This is a genomic window from Trueperaceae bacterium, assembly GCA_036381595.1.
Classification (GTDB): Bacteria; Deinococcota; Deinococci; order Deinococcales; family Trueperaceae; genus DASVCN01.
The window spans coordinates 168112-189674 of the sequence record DASVCN010000027.1 but is presented as its reverse complement, the minus strand read 5'-3'; the positions used below and the strand labels follow the sequence as shown (position 1 = coordinate 189674).

At 66.5% G+C, this 21563-nt stretch carries 22 protein-coding genes; 9 read left to right on the top strand and 13 right to left on the bottom strand.

Features of this window, described 5'->3' with window-relative positions:
• Window positions 1-132 precede the first annotated feature (132 nt).
• A complete protein-coding gene (locus VF168_10220; protein HEX7004547.1) occupies window positions 133-822 on the top strand; it encodes a c-type cytochrome in 690 nt (229 codons plus the stop codon).
• A gap of 72 nt (window positions 823-894) precedes the next feature.
• Here VF168_10220 and VF168_10215 read toward each other — a convergent pair whose 3' ends face one another.
• From VF168_10215 to VF168_10170, 10 genes are all read right to left on the bottom strand, one after another.
• On the bottom strand, window positions 895-1593 hold the full coding sequence (locus tag VF168_10215) for a hypothetical protein (protein HEX7004546.1): 699 nt from the start codon (window positions 1591-1593) through the stop codon (window positions 895-897).
• A 237-nt stretch (window positions 1594-1830) separates the two neighbouring features.
• Window positions 1831-2643 (bottom strand): hypothetical protein, encoded by an 813-nt coding sequence (locus VF168_10210; GenBank protein ID HEX7004545.1) that lies wholly within the window; start codon window positions 2641-2643, stop codon window positions 1831-1833.
• Between the two features lie 224 nt (window positions 2644-2867).
• Entirely contained in the window at window positions 2868-4472 is a 1605-nt protein-coding gene (locus VF168_10205; GenBank protein HEX7004544.1) for a DAK2 domain-containing protein, read from the bottom strand.
• Window positions 4465-4887, bottom strand: coding sequence for an Asp23/Gls24 family envelope stress response protein (locus tag VF168_10200; protein ID HEX7004543.1), 423 nt, complete (start codon window positions 4885-4887; stop codon window positions 4465-4467). Before VF168_10200 ends, VF168_10205 begins: the two co-directional genes overlap by 8 nt.
• A gap of 87 nt (window positions 4888-4974) precedes the next feature.
• Window positions 4975-5298 carry a DUF503 domain-containing protein gene (locus tag VF168_10195; GenBank protein HEX7004542.1) on the bottom strand — a complete coding sequence of 108 codons (324 nt, stop codon included), beginning with the start codon at window positions 5296-5298 and terminating at the stop codon, window positions 4975-4977.
• Window position 5299: 1 nt separating this feature from the next.
• Window positions 5300-5509 (bottom strand): heavy-metal-associated domain-containing protein, encoded by a 210-nt coding sequence (locus VF168_10190; GenBank protein ID HEX7004541.1) that lies wholly within the window; start codon window positions 5507-5509, stop codon window positions 5300-5302.
• 34 nt (window positions 5510-5543) lie between these two features.
• On the bottom strand, window positions 5544-5978 hold the full coding sequence (locus VF168_10185; GenBank protein HEX7004540.1) for a DUF1999 family protein: 435 nt from the start codon (window positions 5976-5978) through the stop codon (window positions 5544-5546).
• 7 nt (window positions 5979-5985) lie between these two features.
• Window positions 5986-6795, bottom strand: a complete 810-nt coding sequence (gene truA, locus VF168_10180; GenBank protein HEX7004539.1) for a tRNA pseudouridine(38-40) synthase TruA — start codon at window positions 6793-6795, stop codon at window positions 5986-5988.
• Window positions 6792-7655 (bottom strand): phosphatase PAP2 family protein, encoded by an 864-nt coding sequence (locus VF168_10175; protein ID HEX7004538.1) that lies wholly within the window; start codon window positions 7653-7655, stop codon window positions 6792-6794. Before VF168_10175 ends, truA begins: the two co-directional genes overlap by 4 nt.
• A gap of 62 nt (window positions 7656-7717) precedes the next feature.
• Complete coding sequence (locus VF168_10170; protein ID HEX7004537.1) at window positions 7718-8704, bottom strand: YitT family protein; 987 nt, start codon at window positions 8702-8704, stop codon at window positions 7718-7720.
• Between the two features lie 141 nt (window positions 8705-8845).
• On the opposite strand from VF168_10170, the gene hemL reads away from it, so the two are divergent.
• Together hemL and mnmE are read left to right on the top strand one after the other, a co-directional pair.
• Window positions 8846-10138 carry a glutamate-1-semialdehyde 2,1-aminomutase gene (hemL, locus tag VF168_10165; GenBank protein HEX7004536.1) on the top strand — a complete coding sequence of 431 codons (1293 nt, stop codon included), beginning with the start codon at window positions 8846-8848 and terminating at the stop codon, window positions 10136-10138.
• Between the two features lie 2 nt (window positions 10139-10140).
• Window positions 10141-11484, top strand: coding sequence for a tRNA uridine-5-carboxymethylaminomethyl(34) synthesis GTPase MnmE (gene mnmE, locus VF168_10160; GenBank protein HEX7004535.1), 1344 nt, complete (start codon window positions 10141-10143; stop codon window positions 11482-11484).
• An 83-nt stretch (window positions 11485-11567) separates the two neighbouring features.
• Here the strand turns inward: mnmE and VF168_10155 are convergent, their stop codons facing one another.
• Complete coding sequence (locus VF168_10155; protein ID HEX7004534.1) at window positions 11568-11843, bottom strand: DUF3248 domain-containing protein; 276 nt, start codon at window positions 11841-11843, stop codon at window positions 11568-11570.
• A gap of 71 nt (window positions 11844-11914) precedes the next feature.
• Between VF168_10155 and VF168_10150 the strand changes: the two genes are divergently transcribed.
• The 5 genes from VF168_10150 to lepB (VF168_10130) all read left to right on the top strand — a co-directional run bounded on the left by VF168_10150 (window position 11915) and on the right by lepB (VF168_10130) (window position 17166).
• Complete coding sequence (locus VF168_10150) at window positions 11915-12883, top strand: DUF368 domain-containing protein (protein HEX7004533.1); 969 nt, start codon at window positions 11915-11917, stop codon at window positions 12881-12883.
• 272 nt (window positions 12884-13155) lie between these two features.
• Window positions 13156-14481: a trypsin-like peptidase domain-containing protein gene (locus tag VF168_10145; protein ID HEX7004532.1), complete on the top strand. Its 1326-nt coding sequence runs from the start codon at window positions 13156-13158 to the stop codon at window positions 14479-14481.
• A 127-nt stretch (window positions 14482-14608) separates the two neighbouring features.
• Window positions 14609-15499, top strand: coding sequence for a patatin-like phospholipase family protein (locus VF168_10140; GenBank protein HEX7004531.1), 891 nt, complete (start codon window positions 14609-14611; stop codon window positions 15497-15499).
• A gap of 36 nt (window positions 15500-15535) precedes the next feature.
• On the top strand, window positions 15536-16465 hold the full coding sequence (gene lepB, locus VF168_10135) for a signal peptidase I (protein ID HEX7004530.1): 930 nt from the start codon (window positions 15536-15538) through the stop codon (window positions 16463-16465).
• Window positions 16466-16470: 5 nt separating this feature from the next.
• A complete protein-coding gene (gene lepB / locus VF168_10130; protein ID HEX7004529.1) occupies window positions 16471-17166 on the top strand; it encodes a signal peptidase I in 696 nt (231 codons plus the stop codon).
• On the opposite strand, the gene VF168_10125 is transcribed toward lepB (VF168_10130), so the two are convergent.
• Window positions 17079-17669, bottom strand: coding sequence for an HDIG domain-containing protein (locus VF168_10125; protein HEX7004528.1), 591 nt, complete (start codon window positions 17667-17669; stop codon window positions 17079-17081). The two genes, lepB (VF168_10130) and VF168_10125, sit on opposite strands and share 88 nt — an antisense overlap.
• Before the next feature lie 61 nt (window positions 17670-17730).
• Here VF168_10125 and pgl point away from each other — a divergent pair, with 61 nt between their 5' ends.
• The gene (gene pgl / locus VF168_10120; GenBank protein HEX7004527.1) at window positions 17731-18426 is read left to right on the top strand and encodes a 6-phosphogluconolactonase; all 696 of its coding nucleotides are present in this window, start codon (window positions 17731-17733) and stop codon (window positions 18424-18426) included.
• Between the two features lie 518 nt (window positions 18427-18944).
• On the opposite strand, the gene glgP is transcribed toward pgl, so the two are convergent.
• Window positions 18945-21479, bottom strand: coding sequence for an alpha-glucan family phosphorylase (gene glgP / locus VF168_10115; protein HEX7004526.1), 2535 nt, complete (start codon window positions 21477-21479; stop codon window positions 18945-18947).
• Between the last annotated feature and the right edge of the window lie 84 nt (window positions 21480-21563).

Genomic DNA, 21563 nt, shown 5'->3' with positions numbered 1-21563 from the left:
GGCGTGCCCCACAGATTCTGCTTCCCGGGGCCGGGCATGTGCTAGATTCTGCCTCAGCAGGACAAGTAGTTCGTTCACGGCCCTCATCCCTTGGCCGCAAAGCCGTGAACCACGTTCGCTGGGAGGTGGAAGGTGTTTCGACTGGCATGTCTCGGGTTTGCGGTCGCCGTCCTGGGCTTCGTCTCCGGATTCGCGCAAGAGGGTGGGCCACCCCCGGCACCAGAGGGTCCTCCGCCGGTACTCATGCTGCAAGGCGATGTCGAGAACGGCGAGCGGCTCGTAGGCGAGGTCTGCTCCGGTTGTCACGGAGTCGACGGGATCTCCACCACACCGGCGTTCCCCCGCATAGGCGGGCAGATCCAGGAATACCTGGCGATCCAGGCGTGGCTGTTCAAAGAAGGAATCCGGCCCAGTCCGGTCATGGGCCCCGTCGCCACGGCCCTGAGCGACCAGGAGATCGCGGACGCGGCCGCCTACCTCGCCACGGTGAGCACGACCGGAGAACCTTTCGCAGCGCAGGATCAGGCCCCCGTCGAACGCGGCGCGACGCTGTTCCACATGGGGAACGTCGAAGCAGGACTGGTAGCCTGCGCCGTGTGCCACGGAAGGAACGGCGAAGGGGTCGAAGCGACAGGCATACCTCAGATCGCGGGACAGTCGCCCAGCTACCTGGTGAGTATGCTCAATACCTTCGCGATGGTTCCCGACTTCGGTGACGCCTATCCGAACGCCATGCACATCGTCGCGAGCACTCTAAGCGAGGAAGACATGAACGCCGTCGCTGCCTTCCTGGGCAGCCAGCCCTGGAACGCCCAGCCCTAGCAGGAGAGTCAACGCTCGACGGGGGACTGCTCCTGGCGGTCCCCTTTCAGTCGGCGTTCGGGTTTGTCCCGTTCAGTTGGCGTTCGGGTTGCTAAGCAAACCCGGGATGCGGGTGGGCGGCAGGTTGGTTCGAAGGCGGGGCAGCATCGCCATGAGGGTTGTGACCGGTAGCTGCTCGCCGTCGAACGCCGCCGAGAACGACGCCCTGTCGCTCACCGCAGGGGCTTCGAAAGCGAAGAACTCCTCCTCCTGACCCTGGGGCACCAGCAGCGGCCAGGCGGGCGCCGCCGGTTCACTGCCGATGACGTACATCCTCGCGTCGTTATGGGAAAGGAAGAGCCTTCTCGCCGTCTCCTCCGGCGCGTAGATGTAGTGTTCGAACTCCACGGCACAGTTGCTCATCTCGTCGAGCAGCGCGCGGAACCCGTCCGAGAGATCCTGATCGGGATCCGGTCTCTTCACTATCAGCCGCGGATAGACGGTCCAGTTCCAGACCAGGCCCAGGAAGGCGATCCGGGAGTCGTCCTGTCGGTCGCCGGCGATCAGCACCAGCGGTCTCACGGCTTGGGAGACTTCGCCCAGGACCTGCGTCAGATCGTGGATCACCGATTCCCTCGTCGCTTCCCCCTCGAACGACACCGACTCGATGCCGTACCAGTTGACGAAGCGCGCGAGCATGGTGCCCCAGGTGGAGGCAGAGAGTTCCTCCGGCGACCATGAGTCGGGCAGGAGGCGCCGTTCGGCGAGGTACTCGACAGCGTCGTATCCCACTTCGCCAGGTTCCAGCGGGAGCGACTCTGCCCAAGCGAGCGGCGGAAGCGCGGGCTCGACGATATGAATCGCAGCCGAGAGCATCTCGGCTGCGAAGACTCCTATCGGAGCGTCGGCGGGTACAGCCCCCGCCGCCTCCCTCAACTCAGGCTCGCAACGTTGCGCGAGGGCCGCTGTAGTGGTAACGAAAAGTAGTAGCAGCGGGCCGATTGTCGCTCGAGCTAACAAACGCAATTCCTAATCCAAGGTCAAGTAGTACGCGCTATTCGCAGACACCGCGGCTTCGTCATCACCGTCGTCCCATACTTGAATTAGGTCAGTAGGGAACACGAGTGTGGGCTCATCAGGCACAATTGGAATTTCGCGACCGCTCTCATCAATGACAACGGCCCTTATGTCGATGACAACCCCTTCATTAAGACTAAAAGTAAGGTCACCCTGCACTTGTGGCCTGTAAAAGTCGACGTCTCCAATTGACTCAATCGCCCCCGATTCCTCCCCAAGAGGAATTGCAACGGGTGAGAACTGGGAGTCGTTCTCGAACTCACCCGAGTCCTGATACTGGTCGACGTAGGCGTAGAGTGTGAAGCTCGTCGTGGATCCGAATGGATTACTCACCTCTACGAAGAAGCGCGAACTGTCAGAATCGCGGATAATGCACGACCCGCGACAATTTAGCGGCGTCACGACCAACGGTTCGAAGGACGACTGAGAGGCACTCAGGATGCCGGCCTCCCCCGTGGCGAAGAAGTTGGAACTCGAGCTCGAGGCATACAAATTTCCGTTCGAGTTGTAGACATAGAGGTCGAGCGAATTCTCGAGTTCGAAGTACACCGCCTGGGTCTCTGTTACTTCACTAGTCGAAAGCCTAACCTCGAAGATTACGCTCTCACCGGGCAGCAAACTGCCGCTTGCCACGGAAGCAAAGGGATCGGTTGTCGCGCCCACCTCAGTGGCATTCGGGAACGGATCCGGCGCAGGAACTATGCGACACCCGGCCAGCAACATCAGGGACAGGGCAACGACGAGAATTGAAAGTCCACGACTCATAGCACGGCCTCCTTCCGATGAGGTTAGAACGACTTGCGACCCCGGAAGTATGCGATCCGCACCAATGCGCTCATCGTTCGTTAACCTTCTCGACGCGAGAACCGTTGGCGGGAACGCAAGGAGAGGTCGGGGCGCCGCGTCGGAGGAGTCTGGCGCGAAGCGCAATGCAGCGACGGAGACGCGGCGCCCCGACCTCGCTCACCGGCTCCCCGACCGCGCTCCGACTACTCGAGTGCCATGACGTAGGGGTAGAGATCCGGCGCTCCCGCTCGCACCTCCACCTCCAGTTCGGGGTAGGTCTCCCCTAGTTTCTCGGCCAACTCCTCCGCTTCGTCGGGCTCGATGGCAGCGCTATGGAAGAGCGTGGCGATCTCGTACTCCTCGGCGTGACGCTCGAGGAGCTGCATCAGGCACTCCACGGGATCCGAGGCAGAGACCTCGAGGCGGTCGTTGGCCAGGCCGATGAACTCGCCCTCGCTCACCTCGACGTCCTCGACGGTGACCGTGCGGCTCGCCTTGGTGACCTCGAGGGTGAGGGCCGAATCTGCCGCCTCCTGCATCGCCGGCAGGAGGTCCGACAGCGGTTGGTTCTCCTGGAACAGAACCGCCGCTGCCAGCCCCGCTCCCATCGTCCGCGTGGGCAGTATCTCGATCTCCTTGTCCTTCACGATGTCGGCGACCCTCTGCGCGGCCATGATTATGTTCTTGTTGTTCGGGAGTACCACGACCTGCTTCGCCCCTACGCTGCGCACGGCGTCGGCGATATCCTCGACGCTCGGATTGTTGGTCTGGCCACCGCCCACGACCCTCGCCCCCAGGCCCCGGAACGCCTTGCTGATGCCGTAGCCGTCGCTCACCGCCACCATCGCGCTCAGCGGCGGCTCGGCCTCGTCCATATCGACTGTCGCGAGGATCTCGGAGTGCTGCTCACTCATGTCCTCGACCTTGGAGCGGACCATCGTGCCGTACTTCGAGACCGTTGCCAGGAGCTTCTCCGGCTCCTCGGTGTGGATGTGGCCCTTGACGAACCCCTCTGCCCCCACTACCAGCAGCGAATCGCCGAAAGGCTCGACCAGCGTCTGTATCTCGCGCGTGGCTACCTTGACGTCGGAGAGCAGGAACTCGGTGCAGAAGCCGAACTCCTCCTCCTCGAACTGCTGCTGCGCCCGCTTCTCGACCTTGGGCGGGGGTGGCAGGTCGCGACCTTCGAAGAACGCGATCAGCCCCTCCAGCAGGCGGACGAAGCCGAGTCCGCCGGCATCGACCACGCCGGCCTGCTTGAGCAGCGGGAGCATCTCCGGAGTCCGTTCGAGTGCCACCTGAGCCGAGCCGTGCGCCTCCCTCAGAACGTCGAGTGGCAGAGTGGCGGGACTCTCGTCGCTACCCTCGGCGGCGCGCCTGACGACGGTCAGGATGGTCCCCTCGACCGGTTTCATCACCGCCGAGTAGGCTGTCCTCGAGGCTCCGTGGAGCGCCTTGCGAAGCCCCTCGGCATCGAGTTCCTTCAGGCGCCGGGCCTCTTCCGAGAAGCCCTTGAGTACCTGCGAGAGGATCACCCCGGAGTTGCCGCGGGCGCCCAGTAGCGAACCGTAGGCGAGCGCATGGCAGAGGCTCGTCATCGTCGTCGGGTTCTCGGCCAGTATCTGCCGCCGTACCGATTGCATGGTCAGGTGCATGTTGGTGCCGGTGTCCCCGTCGGGTACGGGGTAGACGTTCAACGCGTTGATCTCGTCCACGTAGACGCCGAGCCAGTCGGTGGCGAAGATGAAAGCGCGAGAGAGTTCCCTTGCAGGGATGGTGCGGGGTTCCTTGGGCAGAGTGTCAGCCACGGCTCACCCCGGCGATGTGCACCTTGACTTCGATCACCTGAACGCCGGCGAACTCCTTGGCCGCGTAGCGCACTCGCTCACGCACCGACTCGGCCACCACCGGTATGTTCACGCCGTAGGCGACGACGACGTGCAGTTCGATGGTGGCCTTGCGCTCGTGCTCCCCGTCGCGCTGGACCTCCACGCCTTCGTCGGCCCGGGAGGCGCCCAGCATCCTGTTGATGCCCTCACGGATCGAAGCTGGAGCCATGCCAACCACACCGGGAACCTCGTGGGCGGCCAAACCGACGATGGTGGCAAGGGCGCCATCGGTGACCACCACCTTGTCCCGCTCGGCTGTGGCGGTACTGCTCGTTTTCGATCGCTGGCCCACTTTCAGTTCCTCCTCGAGGGCGCCTCTCGCCTCCCCGCGCACCGAGTCCGCCGCCCCCGAACCCTGGCGCCGTGCATCATACTCTGCGCCAGAACCCGTTCCCCACGGCCTCGGTCGCAATCGGGGCCGCTACTCCTGCGCGGATCCGAACTCCCACGGTTCGACATCGAGTTGCGAGCGTACCACCGACACCTCGCGCGCCCCTACGAAATCGAGTACCTTGCGCAACATCCCCTCCAGCCACACCGGATCGTGACTGAGGGAGGTGATCCCGATGAGTTCCCAGTCGTGGGCGTCGAGGCCGTCGAGCCGAGCTACCGACACAGGGAAACGGGCCTTGAGCTTCTCGGTCACCGGCATCACCAGCGACCGCTTCTCCTTCAGGCTCTTCGCCCACGGCGTGCCCAGCTCGATGAGTAGGACGCCCACGTAGACGCCGCCCTGCCGGGCCACCTCACTCCATGCCGGCGAGGAAGCCGATCTGCCGCAGAGAGCGGATCAGGTCCATCACCGTCACCTCGGCGTCGTCGTACTCCACCGTCGCCTGGCCGTCCTTGTTGGCATCGACCGAGGAGACCCCCCGGACCTCGCGCAGAGTTCGCTGCACCCGCTCGGCGGCCGCCTCGTTGTCCATGCCCCTTACTCCCAGCAGTACCCGTGCCATCGTCTCCTCCAGCCCGCCCCGTTCTACGTGCGAGTCAACTGCTCCGCGACCTCGAACCCAATACCCGTGAGTAGAGCCGGGCTGGCCGGGGCGCGTAGCCGCACGCTTCGAGAGCGCGCGCCCCGGCGGGATCACCCTGCGGTTGTTCGACGACGATGTCGTAGACGCCGGCATCGTACGCGCTCTTGGTGACCGCCTCGATCAACGCCTCCACCGCTCGTTCGTCCGCCGCTACGGCTCGCCTGACCATCACGGCCGGGCGCCTCCCGTCCCAGATCGCCTGGGCGAGCAGGAACCCCGTGGGCTTGCCATCCTCCTGGGCCGTGAACGAGTGCCCGGATCGCTCGTAGAAGGAGAGGGAGGCCGAGGAGACCAACTCCTCGCAACCCGACTCGCTGGCGTAGCTCCGGTCCAGGGGCAGAAGCGGGTCGAGATCCTCGGCCGTGAGCGGCCTCACCAGCAACGACATCGGCACATTATACGTAGCCCACGTTCGCCAGCCGGCGCCGCACCAGCGACTCCGAAGCCTCCGGGTCCCACTCGGCGTAGCCGGCCTCGACGAAGTAGAGTCCGTGCGGGGGCACGTTGTGCCCGGCCCTGGTACGGTCGCGAGCCTCGATGATCGCGGGCAGATCGGCGGCCGAGAGCTTCCCCTTGCCCACCCAGAGCAGTGTTCCCACCAGGGTGCGCACCATGTTCCGCAGGAAGCCTTCGGCGGCCACGTGGAGGCGCAGCTCGGCCGACTCCTCGCGGAGCTCACACAGGTGGACGGTGCGGACCGTACTTCGCGTCTCCTGGGTGGCGAACGAGGCGAAATCGTGCCGGCCCTCGAGGTGGGTGCACGCCTCCCTCATCTCATCGACGTCGAGTGTGCGGTAGACCGAGAGGACTCGGTTTCGATCGAGCGCCATCCCTCGAGGTTCGTCGCGGACCACCCTTAGCCGATAGAGGTAGCGTCGGTAGAGGCAGTCGAATTGAGCCTGGAAGTCGTTCGGCACAGTCTGTACAGCGAGTACCGCGACGTCGCGAGGCAGATGGGCGTTGAGCGCCAGCCGCAGCTTCTCGTCGGGGATCTCGCTGCTGGTGTCGACGTGAGCCACCATCGCCAGGGCGTGCACTCCAGCGTCGGTGCGGCCTGCCGCAACCACCGACCCATGTTCGCCGGGCAGTTGAGCGAACGCCTGCTCGAGCGTGGCCTGGACCGTCCGTTCGCCGGTGCGCTGCTGGCGCTGCCAGCCGTAGAAGTCGGTGCCATCGAACTCCAGGATCAGCCTGGCGCGCCTCATCTGACAGCGCCGAAGAGCGCGCGGCCGAAGAGTGCCCGGGCGATCGCCGGCGCGATCAGGAGCCCTACGTAGGCGAGCAGCAGGTAGCGCGCGAAATCGCCGAACGGATTTCGTTTGAGCGCCTCGGGCAGGATCGCGCTCGAGCCGAACAGTCCGGTGAAGACGAGCAACAGTCCCAGGACGCCCACGAACACACGACGTCCCCAGCCTTCCGGTGGCTCGTAAGCCAGGATGAGCGGCGCGGTGAGGAAGGCGGCCAACCCGCCCAGGATGAGACCCGAGTCGGGTGTCGGCAAGAACAGGTGCAGGAGCAGCGGCAGTGCGATGCCCGCCGCGATCTGAACCGGTACCGAGGTGCTCAGGTGGAGCCTGTCCAGCAGCGGCGCCAGCGCCACGAGCAAGGCGCCCAGTGCGAGGCCGGCCACGACGTCGACGGGCAGGTGGACGCCCAGGTAGAGGCGGCTGAGCGATATGAGGGCGATGAGGAGCAGGGCGAGAACCGTGAACCAGCCGCGGCGCACGTAGAGCGCGCCGATGCCCCAGAACGTGGCAGCCCCTTGGGCGTGACCGCTCGGGAAGCCGGCACCGGGCCCGGTGAGCTCGGCGGCGTGCGAACGCAGCACCGACGGGTCGAGCAGGTAGGGGCGCGCCGTGTCGAAAGCTCCTTTGAGCAAACCGTTGAGGTAGAAGGCGATCAGCACGTAGATCCCCAGGCGTCGCCCGCGCTGCGGGTCGAGTACGAGGTAGGCGATGACCAGCAGCGCCACGTAGCTGAACTCGTGTCCAAGGTTGGTGACGGCAAGGGCGAGCGCGTCGAGAGCGGGCGAGGCGACGCTCTGCAGACTCCTTATCGTGTCCATCGGCCTCCGTAGGCTGCCCGCGGACGATTCTAGCAGGGGTGCGGGAGTGGATCCGGTCGTCTTCAGCCGGGGGCGTCGCTCCTGCCGATGGTTCCCCCCGAGGCGCTCTGCCCCTGACCCACCACCAGGAACCCGGCCGGGTCGGTCTCATGCACGATGCGCCTCAGCTCCCTCACCTCGGCCCTGTTGACCGTGCAGAAGAGGACCGTACGCTGGCTGCCCTGATACATGCCTTCCCCGGCCCAGGCAGTCACCCCGGTGCGGAGGCCCGCCTGGAGGGCGGCTGCCACGTCGCGCGGGTGCTCGGTGATTATGAACACGGTGCGCACGATGGACGGCCCCTCGATCCCGTAGTCGGTGACCAGTCCGCTCACGAACAGGGCGATCAGCGAGTAGAGGGCTCGCTCCCAGCCGAACGCCAGACCCAGCAGGACGACGATCAGGCCGTCGGTCATCAGGTAGATCTGACCGATCGGCATGCCGGTGCGCCGCTGGATCACGCGCCCCAGGATGGCGGTGCCACCCATGTTGCCGAAGGCTCGGATGATCAGCGCGTTGGCGGCCCCGCTCACCGCGCCGCCGTATAGCGCGTTGAGAAGCGCATCGTCGCTCACGCCGCCGGCCGGCAGGAGCGGCGCGCTCAGGTCTATGGAGATCGTCATCACCGCGACCACGTAGAGGGTCCGGAACATGAACGATGCTCCTCCCAGCGTGCGATAGCCCAGGTAGAGGAGCGGCACGTTGAGAACGAGCAGCAGAACGCCGTTCGGGATCTGGAACGGCAGGAACTGGTTGACCACCAGTGTCAGGCCCAGGATGCCGCCCGGCGCGACGTTGCCTGGCTCGAGGAAGAGGTTGAAGCCGAGCGCCCCGGCGATCGCGCCGAGGGTGAGCAGCAGCACGTTGAAGAGGCGCACCCGGAGTGGTGCCCTGATGCGCAGCAACGCTCGGGCTACCCGCTTGTCGGCCCGCGCCCGGGGTTCCGCCACCACGGTAGGAGGATTCTGGTCCGGGATCGGTTGCCTTTCCGTGCGCTGCTCTTGGTCCATCCCCCTCCACGGCTGGGGCCGCTCCAAGGCGGCTTCGCCCGGGTGCGATGCTAGCCGCTCGCGTCGGGCGCCGTCCAGTAGACCCCGCTCCGGGTAAGCCAGCGAGTTGCCGCTCCCCCTGCAGCATGCGAGCATGAGCGAATGGAATCGCGCGTCTCACGAGAGTTGTTCGCCCGCGCCAAAGCGCTCATTCCCGGCGGGGTGAACTCCCCGGTCCGGGCCTTCGGGGCAGTCGGCGGTACTCCGCCCTTCATCGACCGTGCCCTGGGGAGTCGACTCTGGGACGCCGACGGTAACGAGTACATAGACCTGGTTGGCTCCTGGGGGCCCATGATCCTCGGCCACAACCACCCCGCGGTGGTGGAAGCCCTCGAAGCCGCCCTGAAGGACGGCGTCTCGTTCGGCGCGCCCACCCGGCGCGAGGTCGAACTAGCCGAACTCGTCCTCTCGCTCTACCCCGCTTGCGAGCGGATCCGCTTCGTCAACTCGGGCACCGAGGCGACGATGAGCGCCCTGCGGCTCGCCCGTGGAGCTACCGGCCGCGACGGCATCATCAAGTTCGCGGGCAACTACCACGGTCACGCCGACTCGCTGCTGGTGGCGGCCGGCTCGGGTGCGCTCACTACCGGCGTGCCCTCCTCTGCCGGAGTCCCAGCGGCCACCGTGCGGCACACCCTGGTCGCTCGCTACAACGACCTCGACTCGGTACGCGAACTGTTCGAGGCCCACCCCGACGGGATCGCGGCCGTGATCCTCGAGCCGGTGGCGGGCAACATGGGCGTGGTCGCACCCACCCCGCAGTTCATCGCCGGCCTGCGCGAACTCACCCGTGAGCATGGGGCGTTGCTGGTTGTGGACGAGGTGATGACCGGCTTCCGGCTCGCACCCGGAGGGGCCGTCGAACGGTTCGGGCTCGAACCCGACCTCGTCTGCTGGGGGAAGATCATCGGCGGAGGTTTGCCGGTGGGCGCCTACGGCGGCCCCGCCCAGCTGATGGAGCAGGTCTCCCCCAGCGGGGCGGTTTATCAGGCCGGCACCCTCTCCGGCAACCCGCTGGCGATGGCGGCCGGGAAGGCCACGCTCGAGACCATACGGGCCACGCCCGACCTCTACCAGGTGCTCGAGAGCCGCGGTGAGCGGCTCGAACGGGAGCTCGCCGAGTCCGCCGCGGAAGCAGGAGTCGAGGGCCGAGTCAACCGCGTAGGCTCTATGCTCACCCTCTTCTTCACGAGCGAGCCGGTGGCCGACTTCGAGAGCGCAACGAGCAGCGACCTGGAGTCGTTCAAGCGCTTCTTCCACGGACTGCTGGAGAGGGGCGTCTACTGGCCGGCCAGCCAGTTCGAGGCGGCTTTCCTCAGCTACGCCCACAGTGGCGAGGAGATCGGGCGGGTGACCGAAGCAGCCAGGTCGGCGCTGGCCCGGCTCTCGGCCTGATCATGGCCCTGCCGCCCAGCAACGACACCATCGCCGCCATCGCCACCGCCCCGGGAGTAGGGGCCGTGGGGATAGTGAGGGTCTCGGGCCCCAACACCTGGATGCTCGCCGACCGGGTCTTCCGCCCCCTGGCCGGTCCCTCGCCCTCGAGGCTGCCGCCGGCGCGCGTCACCCTGGGGCGCATCTTCGACGACGAGAGGCTCATCGACGAGGCTCTGCTGCTCAACTTCCGCGCACCGCACTCGTACACCGGCCAGGACCTCATCGAACTGCAGACCCATGGCGGTCCGGCGGTGCTGCGGGAGGTCCTGGAGGTGTGCCTGCGCAACGGGGCGCGGCTGGCGGGACCGGGCGAATTCACACTGCGCGCCTACCTCTCTGGCCGCATCGATCTGGTGCAGGCAGAGAGCGTGCTGAGCCTGGTGAACGCCCAGTCGGAAACCGCCAGGAGGCAGGCAGCGCTGGGCCTGTCGCGAGCCTTGAGCGAGCGCCTGGACCTCATCCAGAACCAGCTGACCAGGGTGTTCGGGAACCTGCAGGCCGTCTTCGACTACCCGGACGAAGGGGTGCCGGAGAGCGAGCGCCGGGAACCGCTGGAAAGCGCGCTCGCCCAGGTCGACGAGCTCCTGGCAACCGCGCGTGCCGGCGACATGGCCGTACGGGGCGCCAGGATCGCTCTGGTTGGGCGACCGAACGCCGGCAAGTCGAGCCTGCTCAACGCCCTTCTGGGATACGAACGCTCACTAGTCAGCGACACGCCTGGCACCACTCGCGACTATCTCGAGGCGCCACTGACGCTGGCCGGGATTCCGGTGACGGCGATAGACACCGCCGGCATCCGCGACACGGGCGACGCGATCGAAGCCTCGGGCGTGTCGCGCGCCCGCGATCTCGCGGCTCAGGCCGACCTGGTCCTCTGCCTGCTCGACTCAAGCGCGCCGCTGGGCGAAGAGGAGCTCGAGCTCGCCCGCTCGCTCGACCCGCAACGAACCCTGCTCGTGGCCTCGAAGTCCGACCTCGCCGCCGCCTGGAGCGACCCGCCGGGGACGAAGCCCCTCCGGGTCTCGACGATCACCGGAGAGGGGCAGGCCGCCCTCAAGGAAGCGATCCGCGAACACCTCACGGGCGACGCCGGGTCGAGCGAGCTGTGGATAACCAGCGAACGGCACGCCCAGGCGCTGCGACTGGCGCGCGAACACGTGGAGCGGGCGCTGGATGCTCCCGACGACCTGGCCGCTCTGGACCTGGAGGAGGCGTTGCGGGCGCTCGCCACCATCACGGGCCGCGAGGGGATCGCCGAGGAGGCGCTCGAGCACATCTTCGCCAACTTCTGCGTGGGGAAGTAGGGCTGTTGGCCGGCCTCTGTTGGCATGGATGCTTGCGTACTCGAGCCGATCAGCTGCGCCAGATGCTGCTGTCTAACCTCGAGCTAACGAGCGTTCAGTTGACCAACCCATTCGACCCGTAGAGTGCCCTCCTCCACCGCGGCCTCGATCTCGGCATCCGTGGCGCTGCGGAGGCGGGGCAGGTCGGCGAACAGGGCGGCGCCACTGGCGAACCCCACCCGCACCGTCACCGGGCTGTCGTCCGAGACCCGTCCGACCCTCCAGAGGAGTTGCGAAGCGAGCGTTTCGATGTTCTCTGCGCTCACCCCCTGCTCGCTCAACGCCTGCGTCAGCGCGCGTTTTATGTCGGCTTCGCTCACGTCGCCAGACTACCTCACGAGTTGCGGAAGCCGCACCTGGCCATCGCTCTGTCGCATGGTAGTTTTGTCCGGTGCGAAGGGATACTTCGGTCGAAAGCAGCCGCACCGGCGCTGGCATAGCGGGCCTGATCCCCATCTACCTCCGCGGCGTGGCGATGGGGGCCGCAGACATCATCCCGGGAGTCTCCGGCGGAACGATGGCGTTGATCCTCGGCATCTACGAGCGTCTCATAGAGGCGTTGCGCTCGATCGCCAGGCCGCCGTTCCTGCGGGCGTTGTTCTCCGGGAAGTTCGGAAGAGCCTTCGCTATCATCGACGCCGCCTTCCTGGTGGCGCTGGTGGCGGGGATAGCCACCTCGGTGGTCACCCTGGCGCGGCTGCTCTCGCATCTGCTCGAGACGCATCCCGAGTTCGTGTTCGCCTTCTTCTTCGGCCTCGTGTTCGCCTCGGTGATCCTGGTGGCGCAGCGGATCAGGAGCGTGACGCTCTGGAGCTGGCTCCTCTTCGCCGCTGGGGCGGTCGCAGCCTTCCTGCTGGTTGGGCTCAGCCCCGCGGAGACCCCCGACGCCGCATGGTTCCTCTTCCTGAGCGGCGCAGTGGCGATAAGCGCGCTGCTGCTGCCGGGAATCTCGGGCGCTTTCGTGCTGGTGCTGCTCGGCAAGTACAGCTACGTACTTGGCGCCGTGACTCGAGGCGACATAGGTGCGCTGCTGGCCGTGGGGGCGGGAGCCGTATTCGGCGTGCTCTCCTTCACCCAGCTCCTCGGCTGGCTCTTCCGCAAGTACCACGACGCCACCCTGGCGCTCCTGTGCGGAGTGATGCTGGGTTCGCTCCGCAAGGTGTGGCCGTGGCAGGCCGAGGTCGACGGCCGACTCGTGAACCTGCTCCCCAAGGATGGGTTCTGGTCGGCCGACGGCGGCGCAGGCTGGGCGATCCTCCTCGCGCTCGTTGGCGCCCTCCTCGTCGTGGGCCTCGACTACGTCGCTGCTCAGGAGGAACGAAGAGCGGAAGCGGCGCGGCGGCCGGCAGAGGCCGACTGAACCTCAGCAGGCGGAGGTCCACGGGGGCCGACTGAACCTCAGCCGGCGGAGGCGCGCGGGGGCCGACCGAACGCCAGCCGGCGGGGGCGCGCGGGGGCCGATCAACGCGGGGGCGCGCGGGGGCAGACTGAACGCCGAGCATGGATCCCGCGTCTTAAGCGGCCTAAATTTTCCCAACTACATTTCTCATCGTCCAGGCTCCTTACCATGATGAGAGTTGCTGCGCAGGCGGTTCCCGCCTCTCCGCCAACCCACTCGAAAGGAGATACACGATGACCTCACGATTTCCACTGTTCGCATGGCTGGCGACGCTGGTACTGGTACTGACGGCTGCGTTCGTCACCGACCGCGTCACACCTGTCGCCCACGCCCAGCAGGATCAGGCGCAGCAGCAGGACACCCGCTCCACCGAGACCGAGGCGCTGCTTCAGTCGGAACAGAACACCATCCAGATCGTCGAGAGGTACGGCGACAGCGTCGTGTCGATCAATGTCGAGGTGAGCGGACAGCGGGTCGACCCGTTCGAAGGCATCCCCGACGAACAGATCCCGCCGTTCTTCCGCCAGCTTCCCCAGCAGCAGCAACCGCCCATGCGCGGCAGCGGCAGCGGCTTCGTGATCAACGAGGACGGCCAGATAGTCACCAACTTCCACGTGGTGGCCTCGGCCCTCGACGACGGCTCCACCGAGCTGCTCGACGGGGCGAGCATCACCGTGGTCTTCCCCAGCCAGACGAACATCGAGCTCGACGCCCGGGTCGTGGGCGGCAACGCCCTCTACGATCTGGCTCTGCTCGAGCTCGAAGATCCCGACCGCATGCCGGCCGAAGTGACGCCCATCCCGATCGCCGATTCCGACGAGATCCGTGTCGGGCAGAAGACGATCGCTATCGGCAACCCCTTCGGCTTCGAGTCGACCGTCACTACCGGCATCGTCTCGGCCCTGGGGCGCAATCTGCCCCTCACCGACGCGATCATCCCGCTCATCCAGACCGACGCCGCCATCAACCCGGGGAACTCGGGGGGCCCACTGCTCAACTCGAACGGCGAGCTCATCGGCATCAACACCGCCATCTATCCGGCTATCACCGCCACCGGCCAGCGTGGCTTCCTGGGCATAGGTTTCGCCGTGCCTAGCAACATCCTCCGGGCTAACCTCGATCAGCTGCAGGCCGGCGGCATCGAAGACTTGAGCACCCGGCCGCGACTGGGCATCGGTATCGAGAGCATGCGGGAGTACCCGGAAGCGGTCAGAGAACGCCTGGACCTGCCCGAACAGGGCGTAGCGGTTCTCTCCGTCGCACCCGGTTCGGCCGCCGAGGAGGCAGGCATACGCGAGCCGGAGTTCCAGGTGCAGGTGAACGGCCAGACGATCCCGGTCCCGACCGATGTGATCGTTGCGGTGAACGGCGAAGAGATCACCAGCCTGGGTCAACTGCAGTCGATGATCTTCTCCATGAACGCCGGCGACGTTGCCGAACTCACCATCCTGCGTAACGGCGAGGAGATCACCGTGCCGGTCGAGCTTCGGGTCGTTCCGAGCGAGGAGCCGGGTCAGGACCAGGAACAGGACCAGGAACAGGAGCAGGAACAGAACTAGGGTCTGCATGAGCAAGCGGAGCGGGAGGCAGGGTCACCACCCTCCCCCGCTCCTTCCCGTGCCTGACGCGCAGACTCCTGTCGTGCCGGTACCGGGGTGGTGAAAGGCGGGTGCTAGAGTCGACTCCATGAGGCAACGCCAGCGCGAGAAGCGCGTCGGTCTGGTGCTATCGGGCGGCGGAGCGCGCGGCTTCGCGCACATCGGCGTGCTTCGCGTACTCGAGGAGGCCGGCATCGAGGTGGACGTCGTCGCAGGCACCTCGATGGGCGCGATCCTGGGGGCGCTCTATGCCCACGGCTACAAGGCCGACGACCTCCACCTGCTGGCTTCTAGTCTCAAGTGGCGCGACATCGTCGACCTCTCCCTGCAAGGCGGCCTGATGAAGGGGGAGAAACTGGCGAACTGGCTCTCTGCCTACCTGCCGGATCGCTTCGAGGAGCTCGCCAGACCGTTGGCCGTGACCACTACCGATGTGGAGACCGGCGAAGAGGTGACCCTCATGAAGGGGGACCTGATAGCGGCGGTGCGGGCTTCGAGCTGCTTCCCCGGAGCCTTCGAACCGGTACAGATCGGCGGCCGCACCCTCGCCGACGGCGGCATCATCAACAACCTGCCGGTCGACGCGGCCGCCTTCCTTGGAGCGACAGCCACGATCGCCAGCGACGCCACTCCGCCCCGCCGGTCGAGCTACGACGAGGGGCAGAACGACGGTAACTGGTGGGAGCGGATGGTCGCCAACGTGAGGCTCGAGCGGCGTTCGCCGATGCTTCAGATGCTCCTTCGCTCCTCCGACATCATGCAGAGCATCCTCACGGACATCCAGTACACGATGCACCCGGCCGACCTGCTCGTGAAGCTCGACATGCCTGAGATACGGGTCGAGTCTTTCCGCGAGTACGATCGGATCGTCGCCCTGGGCGAGGAAGCGGCAAGGCGAGCCTTCACGGCCGCGGGCCTGATCGAGACGAGCGGGAATGCGGACCTGGCGACTTCCGGCCGGGAACGGCTACAGCTCTGAACCGCAGGTCACAGTCGAGAGAGTAGACTCTAGGTCATGGCAAATTCCGAGGCAAAAGCGCGCTCCGGCGGGAAGAAGAGCTTCTCCGAGCGCTTCTGGGCGGAGGTGCGGGGTTACGCGGAAGCGCTGGTCATCGCCTTTCTCGTCGTCACCTTCGTCTTCAACACCGTGGGCGTGGTCGGGTCCTCGATGCGGCCGAACCTGAACGGCGGTGTAGGCAGCGGCAACCTCCTTCAGTCGCTCCTCACCGGAGACCGGGTCTTCATCCCCAAGTACGACACGTGGCTGCGCCGCGCCGGCATCCTGGGGGAGTACAGTCGCGGAGATATCGTCGTCGTGCGTGAGCCGGCCAACTCTCCCACCGCGCAGGAGCGTACCCGCCGTCCCTTCTTCATCAAGCGGGTCATAGCCGGACCGGGAGATCACCTCTGGATCGAGGACGGCCAGGTCTATGTCAACCACCATCCCATCGACCAGAGCTACATCACGGCCACGGGCGAGATCGACCCCGATCCGATAGATTTCCCGGTCATCACCCAGCAGGGCGGTGAGATCACCGGATTCGTCGTCGAGTTCCGCCGCACCGTGAGGGGCACACCCGTGCCTCAGCTGCCCAGCGGCCGCTTCCAACCCGACCCGGTGAGCGTCGACAACCCTTGGGTACAGCTCTACTACGGCGGCACCATCGATGCCCTCGCACCCATCCCCGAGGACGCTCCAGAGGGCGAGCCGTTCGTGCACGAGTTGATCATCCCCGAGGGCTACTACTTCGTGATGGGTGACAACCGTCAGCAGTCGAAGGGCGGAAGCGAGGACTCGCGCTACTTCGGCCCGATCGAGGCGATCACGATAGCGGGCCAGGCGACGGCGGTGATTTGGCCGCCCCGACGCGATGGGGAGTGGAACTGGCGTTTGCTGCAGCCACCCGAGGCCTTCGCCGAGATCCCTCCGCCACCCGAACACTGAGCGAGGTGGAGGCCAGAGGGACCGCGGGACGAGCGCGGACGGTGGTTCGCAACGTCCTCGAGTCACTCCTGGTCGCGGCATTGATCGTCACTTTCATCGTAAGCGGAGTAGCGATATCGGGCGAGTCGATGGAGCCGACTTTGTTCGACGGGGAGCGGGCGGTGGTGCCCCGTTACGAGACCTGGCTGCACCGCCTGGGAATCGGAGCGTTCGAACGGGGCGACATCGTCTACTTCCCCAGTCCAGAGCAGGAACCGGGAGCGGTGTGTCCCTGGTTCTGCACCCATCTGATAAAGCGGGTAGTCGCGGTCGGTGGCGATACCGTCGCGCTGAGGAACGGCCAGCTGATCCTGAACGGTGTGGCGGTCGAGGAGCCGTATCTGAACGGGAGCTGGCACGGCTCTTTCACGATGTCGCAGGTCGTCGTCCCCGAGGGCAGCGTCTTCGTGCTCGGTGACAACCGCGGACCGTACGGCTCGTTCGATTCACGAGTGTTCGGACCGGTTCCGCGTCGGACGCTAGAAGGGCGAGCGGCCTGGGTCGTGTGGCCGCTCTTCCGCCGTGACGCCAGCGGCGACTGGCACTGGAACGTACGCCGGCTGAGGTCTCCCGACTACGAGTCGCTCACCGCCGCCTGGCGGCCATCGAGCTCCAGCTCGGCCGCCCGCGCCTGCATGGCCTCCAGCACGAACTGCACGTGATCCCATAGCTCAACGCCCAACTCCTGGGCACCACGTTCGACATCCTCGCGCTTCACGCCGCGGGCGAACGCCTTGTCCTTGAACTTCTTCTTGAGGCTCTTCAGAGTCTGATTGGCGATGTCCCGGTCGGGGCGCACGAGGACCGCCGCGCTTATGAGCCCGGTTATCTCGTCGCAGGCGTAGAGCGTCTTGGCGAGGAGGGTTTCGCGGGGCACGCCACTGTAGTCGGCATGGCCCATGATCGCGTCGGTCATCACCTCCGGATAGCCCAGCGAGCGCAAGTGGGCGACGCCAACGTAGGGGTGCCCCTGCTCGTTCGGTTCCGGGTGGCGTTCGTAGTCGAAGTCGTGCAGCAGCGCCGTCGCTGCCCACAGATCCTCGTCCTCGCCGAAACGCCGGGCGTAGGCAGTTACCGCCGCCTCCACGGCCAACATGTGCTTGCGGAGGCTATCCGAGGCCGTCCACTCGGTCATCAGTTCATAGGCGTCGTCGCGCATGCTCATGGTCCATCTTATCCAGCAGCCCCTCCGGCCCGCTGGAGAGGCCCGCCTTATACTCGGGACCATGGCCGTTCGCGCCATCCGAACCGTCACCTCGCCCGACCCTGCCGCTCACGCCGAGGAGATAGTGGCCGAGGCAGTGCAGCGAGCCGTCGACGAACGCGGTCGCTGCTTCGTCGCCCTCTCCGGCGGACGCACCCCACTTGCCCTCTACCGGCTGCTCGCACAGCGGCGCGGGCTCCCCTGGGGGCAGGTGGAGCTCTTCTGGGGCGACGAGAGATTCGTCCCTCACGATCACCCGGACAGCAACGCCGGCGCGTTGGAGGACGTGCTGATCAGCAAGGTTCCCATCCCTCCGGGGCAGGTGCACCGCTGGCCGATCCTGGAGAGCGCGGGCGCCTCGGCTCGAGCGTACGAGCTGACCTTACGGGAGCGTACGAGCGAAGTACCGATGTTCGACATCGATCTCCTCGGTTTGGGCAGGGACTGCCACACCGCCAGCCTCTTCCCCGAGGCGCAGGTGCTCGACTCCCCGGGACTCACCGTGGCTACTCGCGCGCCAGATGGCCAGCAGCGCCTGAGCCTCACCGTCCCCGCGCTCAGCAGCAGCCGGCTCGTACTCTTCCTGGTTACCGGCGAGGAGAAGCGGCCTGCGCTCATGCAGTTGCTGGCCGCGGAGGGGGACCGCGACATCTGCCCGGCGAGGGCGATAACCGCGCTCGAACGATTGATGGTGGTTACCGACCTCGCTGTCTCGTAGACGTTGGAGCGGGACCTCCGGGCGACTTCGACGCGTAGCTTCCTCGGGAGACGGGAGGGGGCCCTACCGGGAAGTGTACGAACGCGCGTGCATAACCTGGGTCGTATCCCCAGGTGCTCCGAACATATGCCCGGTCACCGACGGCTGGACCTCAGTCAGTCGAACCAGTCGGCCGGTCCAGCGTCGTCCGCATAGGCACTTGCCTGGACGGCTGGCGCCCTCTTGCCACCTTTGCCTAATCCTGGCCGGTTCTAGCCCGGCACGCCGAGCACCGATCGATCCGGGTCCCGCCACTTATGCACGCGCGTTCGTACGAACCGTGCAGGCGGTAGGTGGGGCCGGCCGGAACGAGGAACGCGCAAGGGACAGGTGGGACCCGGCTGAGGGAGGAACCGCGCAACCGGCGAGCGGGACCCGATCGAAGCGAGGAAGGCGCAAGGGACAGGTGGGACCCGGCCTGAGCGAGGAACCGCGCAGGCGGCGGGTAAGCCATGCCCGGATCGGCCTGAACCCAATACTCAGGCCCAGCGGATAGCCCGGGCGTCGAACGGGTTGGCCAGCAGTTCGTGGACCGGGTAGGCGCGCACCCCGTAGACCAGCGGACCGGTGAGGGTCGGACGGAACGTCGCCCGGTAGAGCCGCCCCCCGTCGGGATAGCTCTCGGCACAGTGCATTGGCACTCGCTGCAACCCCTCCCGCAGCGCGTCGTCCTCCTGGCTGTAGACGGCCTCGACCCGGATCTCGACACCTTCGAGCTCACCGGGGTGGAGCATCACTTCGAGGTTCATCTCCTCGCCCGATTTGAGCCAGGCGTCGTCCTGTGGCTTGGCACTCAGATAGATGCTGGGCCACTGCTTGGCGACCGCGGCACGCCACGCAGCTAGCTCCTTGGCGCCGGCATGACCGTCCTGGCTCATCGTTCGACCGCGCTCGGAGGCCGGCGCGTAGTAGAGGCGGACGTAGTCCTTGACCATCCGCTGAGCGTTGAAGCGCGGGGTGATGCTGGCGATGGCGGCCCGCGAACGCTCCATCCAGCTGCGCGGCACCCCGTTGGCGTCGCGACGGTAGTAGAGCGGCACGACCTCCCGCTCCAGCAGGTCGTAGAGGGCGTCGGCGTCGGCGGCATCCGCCTTGCTCGCATCCTCGTACTCGCGCTCCGATCCGAAGGCCCAGCCGTTGTCCCCGTTGTACCCCTCCGGCCACCAGCCATCGAGGATCGACAGGTTGAGGACCCCGTTCATGGCGGCCTTCTGCCCACTGGTGCCGGACGCCTCGAGCGGCCGCCGCGGATTGTTGAGCCAGACGTCCACGCCGCGGGTGAGTGCCCGGCCCACCGCCATGTCGTAATCCTCGACGAAGAGGATGCGCCCGCGGAAGCGGTCGTCGTGCGACAACCGGTGGATGTTGGCGATCAGTTCCTGGCCAGGCTTGTCCGCTGGGTGGGCCTTGCCGGCGAACACCAGTTGAACCGGACGCTGGGGGTCTGCCAGTAGCCTGGCGAGGCGGTCGAGGTCGTGGAATATCAGGGTGGCGCGCTTGTAGGTCGCGAACCGCCGCGCGAAACCGATGGTGAGGGCTTCGGGGTCGAACAGCTCGTCGGCGTCGTGATGGGCGCTCATAGTCGCCTGCTGGCGATCGAGTTGCCTCTGCAGCCGCTGTCGCAGGAAGCGGACGCTCTCGAGCTTGAGCCCCTTGCGGACCTGCCACAGTCGGGCGGTGTCCAGCTCCCCGAAGGCTCGCCACTGCTCCTCGTCGTCGATTCGATCGCGCCAACCGTCGCCCAACAGCTCGGTCGCCAGGCCGGCTATCTCGGGCGCCATCCAGGTTGCCGCGTGAACTCCGTTGGTGACCGATCCTATGGGCGTCTCCTCTATCGGCACCCCGGGCCACAGGTCGTTCCAGATGAGCCGACTGGTCTCGCCGTGCAATTCGGCCACGCCGTTGCGACCGGAGGTGAAGCGAAGCGCCAGGGCCGGCATGCTGAACACCTCGCCCCAACCGTGATCGGCCTTCGCCAGATCCATGAAGGCGGGGGCAGAGAGGCCTAGGCTCTTCCAGAAACCGCCGAAGCTGCGCTCGACGAGATCGAACGGGAAGGCGTCGTTGCCGGCGGCCACGGGGGTATGAACCGTGAAGAGGGTGTTGGCGGCGACAGCCTCTCGAGCCTGCTCGAAGGTCAGCCCCTGCGACACCAGCTCGCGACAACGCTCGAGCACCATGAAGGCGCTGTGCCCCTCGTTCATGTGCCAGGCGGTAGGCGCGATGCCGAGGGCCCGCAACATCCGAACGCCGCCGATGCCCAGCAGCATCTCCTGGGCGATCCGCGTGTTCTGATCGCCGCCGTACAGCCGCTTCAGGAGCGCGCGGTCTTCGGGGTCGTTCTGGGGGAGGTCGACGTCGAGCAGGTAGACGTTCACCGCGCCGACCTGCGCCAGCCAGGCGCGCACCTCGACCTCTCGCTCGAAGATCGTGACGCTTACCCGTGCCTCCTCGCCGTTGGCGTCCAACGCCCGGCGAAGCGGCAGCTGAGCCGGATCCTGTTCCTCGAAGACCGCCTGCTGTTCGCCGCCCTCGGCAACCCGCTGGTGGAAGTAGCCCTCGGTGTACCAGAGGCCCACGCCCACCAGCGGAACGCCCAGTTCGGATGCCGCCTTGGTGTGGTCTCCGGCCAGCACCCCGAGGCCGCCCGAGTAGAGCTGCACCGACTCGTGCCAGCCGTACTCGGCGCAGAAGTAGGCGTAGAGGTCCCCTGTGCCGTGCTCGCCTGAGTACCAGTTCCGGTGGCCTTCACCGCCCAGCGATTCCACGGCCTCGCGGTACCGGGCGAGGAACTCCCCGTCGGCCGCCGCCGCTTCGAGACGTTCCTGGTCGATCCACTGCAGCAGCAGGACGGGGTTGTGACCGGTCGCTTCCCACAACTGGGGGTCGAGGCTGGCGAAGAGGCTCTGCAATCCCGCGTTCCAGGTCCAGCTCAGGTTACGGGCGAGTTCCGACAGTCGGTCGATCTGCCTGGGGAGGTCGGGCAGTACGGTGAGGCGTCCAAGAATGTTCATGAAAACTCCGCGGTAGATGAAGACAACTGGAGCAGTCTACCACCCGCCCCCGGCCTCCCGGACCCTCGGGCGCCGCTCGCCAGT